The sequence below is a fragment of the Candidatus Edwardsbacteria bacterium RifOxyA12_full_54_48 genome (assembly GCA_001777915.1).
Lineage (GTDB): Bacteria > Edwardsbacteria > AC1 > AC1 > EtOH8 > UBA2226.
The window spans coordinates 911,762-924,515 of record MFFN01000004.1; the positions used below are offsets into that span (position 1 = coordinate 911,762).

The 12,754-nt window shown below is 55.0% G+C and carries 14 protein-coding genes; 13 read left to right on the plus strand and 1 reads right to left on the minus strand.

Annotated features, from left to right (window positions below):
* The first annotated feature begins 422 nt into the window (after positions 1 to 422).
* The 13 genes from A2273_05705 to A2273_05765 all read left to right on the plus strand — a co-directional run bounded on the left by A2273_05705 (position 423) and on the right by A2273_05765 (position 12,055).
* Positions 423 to 1,772 carry a signal recognition particle protein gene (locus A2273_05705; protein ID OGF07953.1) on the plus strand — a complete coding sequence of 450 codons (1,350 nt, stop codon included), beginning with the start codon at positions 423 to 425 and terminating at the stop codon, positions 1,770 to 1,772.
* A gap of 124 nt (positions 1,773 to 1,896) precedes the next feature.
* Positions 1,897 to 2,226 (plus strand): 30S ribosomal protein S16, encoded by a 330-nt coding sequence (locus A2273_05710; GenBank protein ID OGF07954.1) that lies wholly within the window; start codon positions 1,897 to 1,899, stop codon positions 2,224 to 2,226.
* Positions 2,227 to 2,232: 6 nt separating this feature from the next.
* On the plus strand, positions 2,233 to 2,466 hold the full coding sequence (locus A2273_05715) for an RNA-binding protein (protein OGF07955.1): 234 nt from the start codon (positions 2,233 to 2,235) through the stop codon (positions 2,464 to 2,466).
* A gap of 18 nt (positions 2,467 to 2,484) precedes the next feature.
* On the plus strand, positions 2,485 to 3,033 hold the full coding sequence (locus tag A2273_05720) for a 16S rRNA processing protein RimM (GenBank protein OGF07956.1): 549 nt from the start codon (positions 2,485 to 2,487) through the stop codon (positions 3,031 to 3,033).
* Positions 3,034 to 3,062: 29 nt separating this feature from the next.
* Complete coding sequence (locus A2273_05725) at positions 3,063 to 3,752, plus strand: tRNA (guanosine(37)-N1)-methyltransferase TrmD (protein ID OGF08042.1); 690 nt, start codon at positions 3,063 to 3,065, stop codon at positions 3,750 to 3,752.
* 34 nt (positions 3,753 to 3,786) lie between these two features.
* A complete protein-coding gene (locus A2273_05730; GenBank protein OGF07957.1) occupies positions 3,787 to 4,161 on the plus strand; it encodes a 50S ribosomal protein L19 in 375 nt (124 codons plus the stop codon).
* A 6-nt stretch (positions 4,162 to 4,167) separates the two neighbouring features.
* Positions 4,168 to 4,815 (plus strand): ribonuclease HII, encoded by a 648-nt coding sequence (locus tag A2273_05735; protein ID OGF07958.1) that lies wholly within the window; start codon positions 4,168 to 4,170, stop codon positions 4,813 to 4,815.
* A 1-nt stretch (position 4,816) separates the two neighbouring features.
* The gene (locus A2273_05740) at positions 4,817 to 5,191 is read left to right on the plus strand and encodes a YraN family protein (GenBank protein OGF07959.1); all 375 of its coding nucleotides are present in this window, start codon (positions 4,817 to 4,819) and stop codon (positions 5,189 to 5,191) included.
* A 9-nt stretch (positions 5,192 to 5,200) separates the two neighbouring features.
* Complete coding sequence (locus A2273_05745) at positions 5,201 to 5,935, plus strand: glycosyl transferase family 2 (protein OGF08043.1); 735 nt, start codon at positions 5,201 to 5,203, stop codon at positions 5,933 to 5,935.
* Positions 5,920 to 7,458: a magnesium chelatase gene (locus tag A2273_05750; GenBank protein ID OGF07960.1), complete on the plus strand. Its 1,539-nt coding sequence runs from the start codon at positions 5,920 to 5,922 to the stop codon at positions 7,456 to 7,458. Before A2273_05745 ends, A2273_05750 begins: the two co-directional genes overlap by 16 nt.
* Positions 7,459 to 7,490: 32 nt before the next feature.
* On the plus strand, positions 7,491 to 8,198 hold the full coding sequence (locus A2273_05755) for a hypothetical protein (protein ID OGF07961.1): 708 nt from the start codon (positions 7,491 to 7,493) through the stop codon (positions 8,196 to 8,198).
* 9 nt (positions 8,199 to 8,207) lie between these two features.
* Complete coding sequence (locus A2273_05760) at positions 8,208 to 8,816, plus strand: nicotinate (nicotinamide) nucleotide adenylyltransferase (protein ID OGF07962.1); 609 nt, start codon at positions 8,208 to 8,210, stop codon at positions 8,814 to 8,816.
* Between the two features lie 20 nt (positions 8,817 to 8,836).
* Positions 8,837 to 12,055 (plus strand): hypothetical protein, encoded by a 3,219-nt coding sequence (locus A2273_05765; protein ID OGF07963.1) that lies wholly within the window; start codon positions 8,837 to 8,839, stop codon positions 12,053 to 12,055.
* Between the two features lie 125 nt (positions 12,056 to 12,180).
* Here the strand turns inward: A2273_05765 and A2273_05770 are convergent, their stop codons facing one another.
* Positions 12,181 to 12,558 (minus strand): hypothetical protein, encoded by a 378-nt coding sequence (locus A2273_05770; protein OGF07964.1) that lies wholly within the window; start codon positions 12,556 to 12,558, stop codon positions 12,181 to 12,183.
* Between the last annotated feature and the right edge of the window lie 196 nt (positions 12,559 to 12,754).

Below are 12,754 nucleotides of genomic sequence, written 5' to 3' on the forward strand. Positions count from 1 at the left end.
TTGGAGAGGGATAGCCTGCCCGCCTATAATAGTATCTTGTTAATAGCGGGGGTTAGGTCAAAGCCACGGAAACTTAGAAAAAACTTTGTGACTTGGTGTCTTGGTGGTTAAAAGGGGATCAAAAAAGCCGTGCAACGCCAAATTCCTGGCGGAACTTGAGGAATTAACGCAGTACAACTGACGGCGTTTTGTATTTACCGGAGTTGCCCACGAAACACGCGAAAATACAGTTATGAAAGATTATTTATGAAGCCATATGTCAGATATATTACTCTTTTACAGTAAAAAACCATTTCCAGCGTATACTTGTTGGTCTCTCAATAATAATAGTTTTATTGGTATACATACCGATAGGGTTACTGTTAAGGTATCTTTACAAGAAATATCTTTGGAAGATAAATAAGAAAATTATTTAGCAAGCAATGTTCGACTCATTATCAGAAAAACTCACAGGTCTGTTCAAAGATCTCACCGGAAAGGGCAAACTTTCCGAGGATAATATAAAAGAAGCCTCGCAGAAGGTCAAACGGGCCCTGCTGGAAGCAGATGTCAATTACAAAGTGGTCAAGGATTTCGTTGCGGCGATAGAAGAAAAGGCCCTGGGGGCCGAGGTGCTTAACAGTATCACTCCCGGCCAGCAGTTCATTAAAATAGTCCACGAACAATTATCCGCCACCCTGGGCACCAAGAACGAGCCCCTGCGCATGGCCTCCCAGCCGCCCACGGTGGTGATGGTCTGCGGCCTGCAGGGCTCGGGCAAGACCACCACCTGCGCCAAGCTGGCCAAGAGCCTGCTGCAGCCCGGCCGCCGGGTGATGCTGGCTGCGGCCGATGTCTACCGCCCGGCCGCCATCGAACAGCTGGAGATCCTGGCCAAGCAGGTGGGCTGCGATTTCTTTAAGAAGGACTCCGCCTACGCTGAAGCTACGGCGGATAAATCCACCGACGTGGTGGACATCTGTAGGTCAGCCCAGCACGAGGCCGTCAAGCGGCTGGCCGACTGGCTGATCCTGGACACTGCCGGGCGCCTGCATATAGACCAGCCGATGATGGAGGAGCTCAAGGCGGTCCAGGCGGCGGTCAAGCCCCATGAGGTCCTGTTGGTGGTGGACGGGATGACCGGGCAGGACGCGGTCAATATCGCCTCGCAATTCGGCCAGCAGCTGGAGCTTTCCGGCGTGATCATGACCAAGCTGGACGGCGATGCCCGGGGCGGGGCGGCCCTAAGCCTCAGGGCCGTCACCGGAAAGCCCATCAAATATATCGGACTGGGCGAGAAGCTCAACGCTTTGGAGCCGTTCCATCCCGACCGGATGGCCTCGCGGATCCTGGGCCTGGGCGACGTGGTGGGCCTGGTGGAGAAGGCCCAAAACGTCTTTGACCAGAAGCAGGCCGCCAAGATGGAGGAGAAGGTCCGCAAACAGAGCTTCACCCTGGAGGACTTCTCCCAGCAGATGAAACAGATCAAGAAGATGGGCTCCATGTCGGAGATAATGGCCATGATCCCCGGGGCGGCCAAACTTCCCCAGAACGCCGAGATCGACGATAAGGCCCTAAGCAGGATCGAGGCCATCATCGGCTCCATGACCCCGCAGGAGAGGAACCGCCCCCAGATCATCAACGGCAGCCGGCGCAAGCGGATAGCCTCGGGCAGCGGCACCAGCGTCCAGGAGGTCAATCGCCTGCTGAACCAGTTCGAGATGAGCCAGAAGATGATGAAGCAGATGATGAATTCAAAGGGCCGGGGCTTCAGGATGCCCAAGGGATTTTGACGGCGGTCATGCAATAGAAAACAATGGCCATACGATAGTTCAATAAAAGTAAATCAAAATAAATCAATAACAATAATCACTACAACCAAGGGAGGTGTCAAACCAAATGTCGGTATCAATCAGAATGTCCCGGGGCGGAAGCAACAAATTAGCTGCCTACAGAATCGTGGTGGCAACCACCAGGTCCAAGCTCGACGGTTCCCAGTTGGATACTTTGGGATACTATCGGCCGGCCGCCAAGCCGGTGGAAGCCCGGGTGGACCTGGAAAAGGCCCGGGAGTGGATCAAGAAGGGAGCCATTGTCTCCAGCACGGCCATGCGGGTGATCAAGCTGGCCGAAAAGCAGGCCGCCAATGACGGAGTGGATCTGAAGAAGGTGATGGTCACTTTTTCGTCAACCAAAACCAAAAAGACCCACAAGGAACGGTTGGCTGCCAAAAAGAAAAAGGATTGATGAATTATGTTGAAGGATTTAGTGGAATTCCTTTCCAAGTCCCTGGTGGACCAGCCCGAAAAGGTCAGCGTCAGCGAAGTGACCAAGAACAGCGTCACCGTATATGAACTGAGGGTGGCCAAGGAGGATATCGGAAAGGTGATCGGCAAGAAGGGCCGGACCGCCCAGTCGCTGAGGACCCTGCTGGCAGCCGCCGGAACCAAGCTGGGCAAGCGGACCTCCCTGGAGATAATCGAGTGACCGGGACGGGCTGCTCCGGTGGCAAAAAAGTGCTGGGATAAAATGATCTCCCAAGACATAAATAGGGACGACCTGGTGGTGGTGGCCACGGTGATAAAAAGCCACGGACTGAAGGGCCTGTTAAAGGTCAGGGTGGAGACGGACAATCCCAAAAGGTTCCTGCCCGGCGAGTCCCTGCTGCTGGTCCTGGCAAACAGGATCCAGGAAGCGACGGTGGAGAGTTTTACGCCCCAGAACAAATACGGACTGCTTAAGCTGGCCGAGATATCCAGCATCGAGCAGGCCGATCCCTGGCGGGGGGCGGAGCTGGCCATACCGGACTCCCGGCTGGAACCGCTGGAGCCGGGACGTTATTATACTTTTCAGCTGCTGGGGATCAGCGTGATATCCCAGGACAACCAGCAACTGGGGGTGCTGTCGCGGATCGAGGATATGCCCTCCGGCGACATCTACCTGGTCAAGGGACCGAAGGGGGAATTCTATATCCCGGCTCAGGGCGACATCATCCAGCAGATAGACCTGGATAAAAAGGTGATGGTCATCAGGGATGCGGAAGGCCTGAGGTGAAGATAGACGTATTGACCCTGTTTCCCGAGATGTTCCCCCCGGTGCTGGGACAGAGCATCATCGGGCAGGCCCAGAAGAGGGGTATCGTAAACTTCAACATCGTCAATATCCGGGATTTCGCCCACGACAAGCACCGGGTCTGCGACGACGTTCCCTACGGCGGCGGCCCGGGCATGGTGATGAAGCCGGAGCCGATATTCGAAGCGGTGGAAAAGATAAAGGCCGATCCCGACGCCAAGGTGGTTCTGCTGTCTCCCCGGGGGAAGGTATTCAATCAGGAGACCGCCCGGCGGCTGGCCGGAGAGGAGCATCTGGTATTTCTTTGCGGGCATTACAAGGACATCGACGAGAGAAACAGGAGCCTGGTGGACCTGGACATCTCCCTGGGCGACTATATCCTGTCCGGGGGGGAGCCGGCGGCCCTGGTGGTGATAGACGCCATCGTCCGGCTGCTGCCCGGGGCCATCTCCGACCCGGAGTCGGCCAACTGCGATTCCTTCGAGACCGGGTTGCTGGACCATCCCCATTACACCAGGCCCGAGGAATACCGGGGGATGAGGGTGCCGGAGGTGCTGCGTTCCGGGAACCATGCCCAGATAAAGCAGTGGCGCAGACAGCAGGCTTTGAAATTGACCCAAAGACACCGGCCCGATCTTCTGGATAAGGCCGATCTGAGCGACCAGGACGCCGCCTTTTTAAAAGAAGCGAACAATAAATAATAAAAAAATAATCAGGAGGTTTAGATCAACCATTATGAACAAGCAAGCTGTGATCAAAAGCATAGAGGCCGAGCAGACCAAGAGCGATCTTCAGGAGTTCCGGGCCGGGGACACGGTAAAGGTGCAGGTCCGGGTCATCGAGGGCGACAAGGAAAGGCTGCAGGCCTTCCAGGGGGTGGTCATCCAGAAGAGGGGCCGGGGAATTGGCGCTTCCTTCACCGTCAGGAAGATCTCCGGCGGAGTGGGGGTGGAGAGGATCTTTCCGCTTCATTCTCCCAATATCGCCGCCGTCGATGTGGTCAAGAGGGGCGATGTCCGAAGGGCCAAGCTGTTCTATCTGCGCAAACTGACCGGCAAGGCCGCCAAGGTGGCCCAGAAGAGGGAGCCCGCAGCTCCGGCGGTAAAATAGCTTCAAATGGCCAGCCGGTCCGAAGGCAATAAATTATACCTGTTCGACAGTTCATACCGACGGCAGGGTTATAAACTTATCGCCGGAGTGGACGAGGCCGGGCGGGGTCCGCTGGCCGGGCCGGTGGTGGCCGCCGCAGTGATCCTTAGGGGAAAAGCCGTTCTGCCGGGCATCGACGATTCCAAGAAGCTTAGCCCAAAGCAGCGAGAGATCGCCTTTAAACTGGTGCTCGAAAGCTCTCTGGCGGTGGGCGTCGGGATCGTTGCCCCCGAGGAGATCGACCGGATCAATATCCTTCAGGCCTCGCTCAAGGCCATGAATTACGCCCTATGTTGTCTTAATCTCAGGCCCGACCTGGTCCTGATCGACGGCAACAGGATCCCCCGGGGATTGCCCAAGGGCCTCAAGCCCCAAGAGGCTAGGGCGGTCATAGCCGGGGATTCCCTCAGCCTGGCCATCGCCTCGGCATCGATAATCGCCAAATGCCTGCGGGATTCGCTGATGAGGGCCCATCATGGTGATTTCCCCGGCTACGGTTTTGACAGGCACAAGGGCTACGGCACCAGATATCACATTGCCGCCCTGAACAGATACGGCCCCTGTGCCATTCACCGCAAAAGTTTTGAGCCGGTCAAATCTTTATTGGGAGCCTGAAATGAAAGAGACGCCGTCCGCCGGTAAATGGGGGGAGGAACTGGCAGTCTCTTTTTTGTCGGAAAAGGGTTATATCATAGATGAGAGAAACTGGCACTCCGGGCGGGACGGAGAGATCGACATAATAGCCCGGGACGGGCCGATCATAGTATTCATAGAGGTCAAGACCCGGTTCTCGGAAAAATACGGCCAGCCGGTCCAGGCTGTGGGAATAAGCAAACAGAGGCAGATCGGCCGGCTGGCCAAGAAATACCTGTACCTGAAAGACCTTTATGGAAAAGCCGACTGCCGTTTCGACGTGGTGGCCATAAAATTTACCGGTGGGAAAAAGATAATTGAGCACATCGAGGACGCTTTCCGTATCAATCCCAGATGATTGGTGAAGATGGTAGTTGTAGTCCTTCCGGCTTATAATGCCTCCAGAACGCTGGCCGATACCTACCGGGAGATACCGCTGTCCGTGGTGGACAAGGTGATCCTGGTGGATGATGCCAGCAACGACCAGACGGTGTCGGTGGCCCGCGAACTGGGCATCGAGACCCATCTCCACCAGAGCAACCGGGGCTACGGCGGCAACCAGAAGACCTGCTATAAAAAGGCCCTGGAGCTGGGGGCCGACATCATCATCATGCTGCACCCCGATTACCAGTACACCCCCAAGCTGATACCGGCCATGATCGATCTGATAAGGTCCGGGGAATACGACGTGGTGCTGGGCTCCCGAATACTGGGGGGCAAAGCCATCCAGGGCGGCATGCCCCGCTATAAGTACTATGCCAACCGGCTGCTGACCATGATCCAGAACATCCTGATGGGACAGAAGCTTTCGGAATACCACACCGGATACCGGGCCTTCAGCCGGGTGGTGCTGCAGAGGGTAGGTTGGCAATCCAACAGCGATGATTTTGTGTTCGACAATCAGATGCTGTGTCAGATACTGTTCCATGGTTTCCGGGTGGCCGAGGTGACCTGCCCCACCAAATATTTCAAGGAGGCCTCCTCGATAAATTTTTTCCGCAGCCTGGGGTACGGCGCAGGATGCCTAAAAACGGCCCTGCTGTACCGCCTGAATAAATGGAATATCATCCGATCGGATCTATTCAAATGCTGTCAAAACTGATATCCTCGGCGGTGCTGGGCATAGACGCCTATCCGGTGGAGATCGAGACCGATCTGGGCTCCACCATTCCCGGATTTGCCATGGTGGGCCTGCCGGACAACGCGGTCAAGGAATCCCGGGAACGGGTGGAGAGCGCCATAAAAAATTCCAGCTTTGTCTTTCCCCTGAAACGGATCACCATCAACCTGGCGCCGGCCGACATTAAAAAAGAGGGATCGGCTTTCGATCTTCCCATCGCCCTGGGGATCCTGGCGGCCCACGAGCAGGTGCTGGGCGACGACTTCGACAAGATCGCCATACTGGGCGAGCTATCCCTGGACGGCAGTCTGCGGCCGGTGCGGGGCAGCCTGCCGATAGCGGCGGCCATGAGGGATGCCGGGTTCAAGGGGCTGATGCTGCCGGCCGCAAATGCCCAGGAGGCCGCCATCGTGGAGGGGATAGAGATCTATCCGGTTAACACCCTGAAGCAGGCGGTGGCTTTCTTCAATAAAGAGACCGTGATAGAGGCCCACCGGGTCGACCTGGACAGGATCTTCAGCGACAGCGCAGTTTACCCGGTGGACTTCTCCGATGTCAAGGGCCAGGCCCATGTCAAGAGGGCCCTGGAGGTGGCGGCCGCCGGCGGCCACAATATCCTGATGATCGGACCGCCGGGGTCCGGCAAGACCATGCTGGCCAGGAGGCTTCCCACCATTCTGCCCAGGATGTCCCTGGCTGAAGCCCTGGAGACCACCAAGATCCACAGCGTGGCCGGCCTGCTGCCGGTCAATTCGGCCCTGGTGGCCACCAGGCCTTTCCGGACCCCGCACCACACCATCAGCGACGCCGGACTGATCGGCGGGGGCGCCCATCCCCGGCCGGGCGAGGTCTCCCTGGCCCATCACGGGGTGCTGTTCCTGGACGAGCTGCCGGAGTTCAACAAGAACGTGCTGGAGGTGATGCGCCAGCCGCTGGAGGACGGGAAGGTGACCATATCGCGGGCGGCCATGTCCCTGACCTTTCCGGCCTGGTTCATGCTGGCCGCCGCCATGAATCCCTGTCCCTGCGGGTATTACACCGACCCCAACCACGAGTGCAACTGCAGCCCCCAGAGCATTCAAAAATACATGTCCAAGGTCTCCGGCCCGCTGCTGGACAGGATAGACATCCATATAGAAGTGCCGGCCCTCAAGTACCAGGAGCTGACCCAAAAAGAACCCGGGGAATGCTCCGGGGCCATTCAATCCAGGGTCGACCAGGCCCGGGACGTACAGCTTAAAAGGTTTCAGGGCCGGAAGAACATCTTCTGCAACGCCCATATGCAGTCAAAAGATATCCGTAAATTCTGCACCATCGATGAATCCAGCGATGAAATGCTGCGCAATGCCATCAACAAATTCGGCCTGTCGGCCAGGGCCTACGACCGGATACTCAAGGTGTCGCGCACCATTGCCGATCTGGACGGGTCGGAAAACATCTCCCAGGCCCAGATAGCCGAGGCCATACAATACCGCAGCCTGGACCGGAACGTGTGGGGCCAGTGAAATATTCAATCTCACAATACAAGGAGCAGTAAATGCAAAAAGGTATCCTATCCATAACGGCGGCGCTGTTGATAATGTTGTCAATGATCTCCTGCGGCGGGAAAAAGGCGGTGGCCAAACTTGATGCCGAGGACACTTTTGCCAGGGGCATGGAATTTTTCAACCGGAAGAAATATGTGGATGCCATAGACGATTTCAAAGAGATCGTATATAACTACTCCGGCACCAGGGTGGCCGCCGAGGCTTCGTATTACCTGGGGGAATGTTATTTTAACACCAAGGATTATGCCACGGCGGTTGACGAGTACCAGCATTTGACCTCCGACTATCCTTCCAGCCCCATGGCCGAAAAGGGCCTGTATCGCATGGCTTACGCTTATTACAAAATGTCGCCCAACTATGCCCTGGACCAAAGCGAGACCGCCGAAAAATCCAAAAGCACTTTGCAGTTGTATTTTGAGCGCTACCCGGAGGGCCAGGAGGACGCCCAGAAGCTGCTGCTGCAGGTAAACGAAAAACTGGCTCATAAGGATTACGAGTCAGGCTTGATATATTTCAAGATGAAACAATATTCTCCGGCCCAGATATATTTCCAGGGCGTCATAAAAGATTATCCCGGCACTTCCTGGGCCGGGAAATCGGGCCAGATGCTGCTGCAGATCGAACCGCTGCTGAAAAAAACGGCCCCGGCAAAACCTGAGCCTGCGGCCGACAGCACCAAGAGCGACCAGACCGACTAGGCCAGCTACATGGCGGTGATCAAAAATAAAATAAAAAAAATCGGGATCTTCGGGGGCACCTTCGATCCCATCCATTACGGACACTTGATAGCCGCCCAGAGCGCCCTGGAGACCCTGGGGCTGGACCGGCTGATATTCGTCCCGGCCGGGAAGCCCCCGCATAAATGCAGCTGGAAGATATCCCCGCCCGCAATAAGATTTAAAATGGTCAAGCTGGGCATTATGGGCAATAAGTATTTTACTGCTTCAGATATCGAGCTGGCGTCCGACTGCGCCTCGTATACCGTAGAAAGCCTGAAGAAGTTAAAAAAAATGTTCCCCGGTTCAGAATTATACCTATTGATCGGCCTGGATCAGGCCTTGGCCCTATCCGCCTGGAGGAAGCCCGAGGAGATATTAAAAATATGCCAAGTGATGGTTATGTCCCGGCCCGGATACAGTCCTGTGGAGGTTGAGAGCAAATGGAGGAAGGAGACGGGTTTTCTGCCGGTCCCGCTTATCGAGATCAGCGCTTCAGATATCCGGGGGAGGATCTTTCGCGGTGCCAGCATAGAATACCTGGTGCCCCCCAGTGTCCGACAATACATCCAGCAGCAGGGGCTCTATAAAGATAAATGACGGATTTGCGAGATAAAACGATGGACTCCCAGAATAATAATTCTCCATCATCAATTTCATTCTGGCAAAATCTGACCGACAAGATGGATTTTGCCAAAAGCCGCCCGGCCATCCGGCCGGGATGCGAGGAGGCCCGTTTTATCAGCCGCGACGGCAAAGAGTTTTATGTTCTGAAATCCCCCGGCGGAGTGGGCTATATCCGCCTTTCAGTCAAGGATCATTTCCTGTTCACACTGCTCGACGGCAGCCGGACGGTCCAGGAGGTCCTGGTGGAGTATTTCAGGAAATACGGCGCCCTGGCCTTCTCCAGGCTGGGGACCCTGGTACAGGAGCTCTTCAAAGGGGGCTTTCTTTCCGAAAGCCCGAGATCTTTCTACCGCAGGCTTCTCAAGAGGATCAAACTTGACAAACCACTGGTCAAGCTTATTGATCTCTTAAAATCGCTGCCCCGGCGGCAGTGGCCGATTGCAAATCTGGACACCGGCATCACCTGGCTGTATGAAAAAGGCTTCAAACTGTTCTATTTCAGGCCGGTGCAGATAGTTGCCGCCGTCTTTTCCCTGGCAGGGTTATTCATGTTTGCCCACCTATTCAGGGCCGGAGAATACAGCCTGTTTAAATCGTCCGGCTCGGTCGTTTTGGGGCTGGCGGTGCTGGTGCTCCTCAATTACGTTTCCATTGTGGCCCATGAGCTCTCACATGCCCTGGCCTGCAAACATTACGGGCGGCGTGTCAACAGCGGCGGTGTGATCATAAATACAGTCTTTCCGTCCTTCTATGTTGATATCACGGACTCCTGGCTGCTGCCCAAGCGAAAAAGGGTTCTGATATCACTGATAGGGCCTTTCTCCCAGGCATTTATCGCCGGGGTCCTGTCGGCCGTAATAATGATATTTCCCCATCTTTTCATCAATCCGCTGCTTTATAAATTCGCCTTTCTGTCCTACCTGACGGTGTTCCTCAATCTCAATCCGTTGCTGGAGCTGGACGGATATTACGTTCTGATAGACTGGCTGGAGATCCCGGGCCTTAAGGCCAAGGCCTCCGATTTCGTCAAGAAACGGTTATGGCCTAAGATCAGGACCAGAGAGCCGTTTAGCTGGCAGGACAAGGTCTTCACGGCCTACGGCCTGGGCGCCATCATTTGGTCGGCTCTGGCCCTGGCCATCGTGGGGTATTTCTGGCGGATAAGAGCCCAGCAGATAGGGAGCCATTTATTCAACGCTACCAGCCAGCAGCTGCGCCTGATCCTTCTATTGGGAGTTGGTGTGATAATCTTGGCGGCAATGGGAGCTGCTTATAAAAAGATAAAACTTATGGCGGTCAGCCTCTGGAGGGGCTTTACCGACCTGATATATCGCAGACCGGCAGCCATGGCCGGCGCCCTTTTCTTTTTATGCCTGCTGGGCAGCTTCATTTACAGCCATATTCAAGGCTGGCCGGCCATCGCCATCTCAATCACCTTTGCCCTGGTGCTGGGGGCGCTTTCCCAGAGGGTTTATTCCTATTATAAAGGATCTTCATTGTGGCTGGTGTTGATGGGGCTTCTTCTGGCGGCCCTGGGAAGCCTATTCATAAAGATATTTCCGGTTGGCCTTCGGCCGGCCGTTTGGCTGATCGGGTCGGTGGCATTGTTTGCCGCCACCTATACCCAATTTTCCTTTTCCAGCCTGCGCCGCTGGCGGCAGTGGCAGCGGGTATTGTGGGGCGGGCTGTGGTTCGGAATACTGGTATTGCTGGGGTATTTTCACGGGATGTCCACTTGGCGGACCCTGGCCATAATGCTTTCCACCACCGCCTTTCTGATGCTGTTGTCGCTGGTGTGGCACAACATGGGCTCTTCGCTGGAATATTTTTGGATATACTTTTTGCTTGGCATCATCTCTTGGAACATCATACTTATATTTTCGCTATTCAATTTTGGTTTTCTTGCCGCGCTGCTTTTGGTGTTTGCCGTGTTTTGGCTGTATTTGATAATAAAAAGCGCCCGCTGGCTCCCGGAGAGCGCAAGCTTTGAACCGGCATCGTCCGAAAAAAGAAGGATGCGCCAGGCCGCCGTAAAGATCTACCGGATGGCAAGCAGTTATTTTGCCTCGTTTTTCGGCCAGGGGCAGGCCCGGGCGATGGACGACCGCCTTAATCTGATCATGATAGAAAAGAACTGGCCGATCCGCCTTTACGGCAACCGAAGCGAGGAACGATTTGAGCGCAGTACCGGTATAGTCGACCGGAGCCAGGCTTTCCGGGGCATGCTGGATGAAGTGTTGAATTACCTTTCCCATGAGGTGGGCGATTATTTTGCCAGGAATACAATAAAAACGGCCTATCAAAGCCTTTATTGGGAGGAGCGGGAGATAGCCCAGCAGTACTTGATGAAGGGTTCTCTGTGGGCCAGGGATATGGCTGTGGCCAATCTCAAACAGGAGAAGCGTGACGCCCAGAATGTCATTGCCGGGGTGGCAAGGTTTTGGGAATTGGGCGAAGAGGAAACAACCCTGTTCTATTCCCACCTCAAGGAGGAAAGGGTCCGTTCCGGAGAGATGATCATAAGACAGGGCGAACCGGGCGACAAGTTCTATATCATTAAATCCGGCCAGGTGGAGGTGGTAATCTCCCGCAAAGGCGAGCCCGATCTGATGGCGGCCAACCTTTCCCGCGGGGATTATTTCGGCGAGATAGCCCTGATCAAGAACGTCCCCCGAACCGCGTCGGTAAGAGCCGTGGCCGACTGCTCCCTGTTGGTTCTGGAACGGAAGGATTTCGAGTCCCTGATGGCCAGAAAGGTGGATCTGGCGGTCCGGATCGATCGGCTGATAGAGAACCGGGGCTTTCTGATAAAACTGCCGCTATTTTCCGAGTTCGCTCCGGCTCAAGTGGCTATGGCCGCCTCCCGTCTGGTTCCTGAAAGATACCACCCCGGACAACCGGTAATAATTCAAGGGGAAATTGGCGACAGTTTTTTCATCATCAAAGAGGGCCGCTTGGACGTCCTGGTGATGAAGGACGGACAGAAGAACAAGGTGGCCGAACTGGGTCCCGGCGAGTATTTTGGCGAGATAGCCTTGCTGCTTGATGTTCCTCGCACGGCCGATGTAGTGGCCGTTACGGAATGCCTGGTGCTCCGGCTCCATAAGGACGACTTTAAAAGTCTTTTAGGGGAGCAGCTGTATTTTGCCAAGAGCTTGGAGAGGACATCAAGCCGGAGGATGAGCGATACCAGGCACAAGATAAGTTTTTAGCAAGGTAAATAAAAGGCGGCGGGATATAAATTTATCTGATTTTCAGTTGATGAGCAGCAAGCATAAATTATACAATAGAAAAGCAGGCCCAAAACTTGATTATAAAGGATCTTCACACCCATACATTATATTCTGACGGGAAACTTAAACCGGAAGAAGTATGCTCCATAGCCAAGGCCAAGGGATATCTGGTGGGTATCTCCGATCACTGCGGCGAAGGGAGTTTCCAGATAAACAGCGACGACCAATTCCGGCATTACCTTCAGGCTTTGGAAAGGCTTCCGGTATTCAGATCGGCCGAGTTGGACCTGGGCACCGAGATCAGAATATCGCGGCAATTGCTGGATGAATGCGATTATCTCATCGGAGGGGTGCATTCGATCGGCGACCTGAATTTTTTTGACAGCCAGGCGCAAGTGACCGCCCCTCGGGCCATCACTGAACAGCTGTTGGACCTGATTGAAACAAAGGCCCAGCAGCACAGATTTCACATACTGGCCCATCCGGGGCTTCTCCCGTTAAAACTCAGACCGGATGCAGAAAAGATCCTGGATAACAAATGGAGCCAGCTCCTGGTGGGGCTGGCCCTGAAGTACGATTTTGCTCTGGAGATCAGTTCCCGGTGGGAACTGCCGGGATACGAAACGATACAAATTGCTTTGGAGGCCGGGGTAAGGTTTTCATTGGGTTCGGACGGCC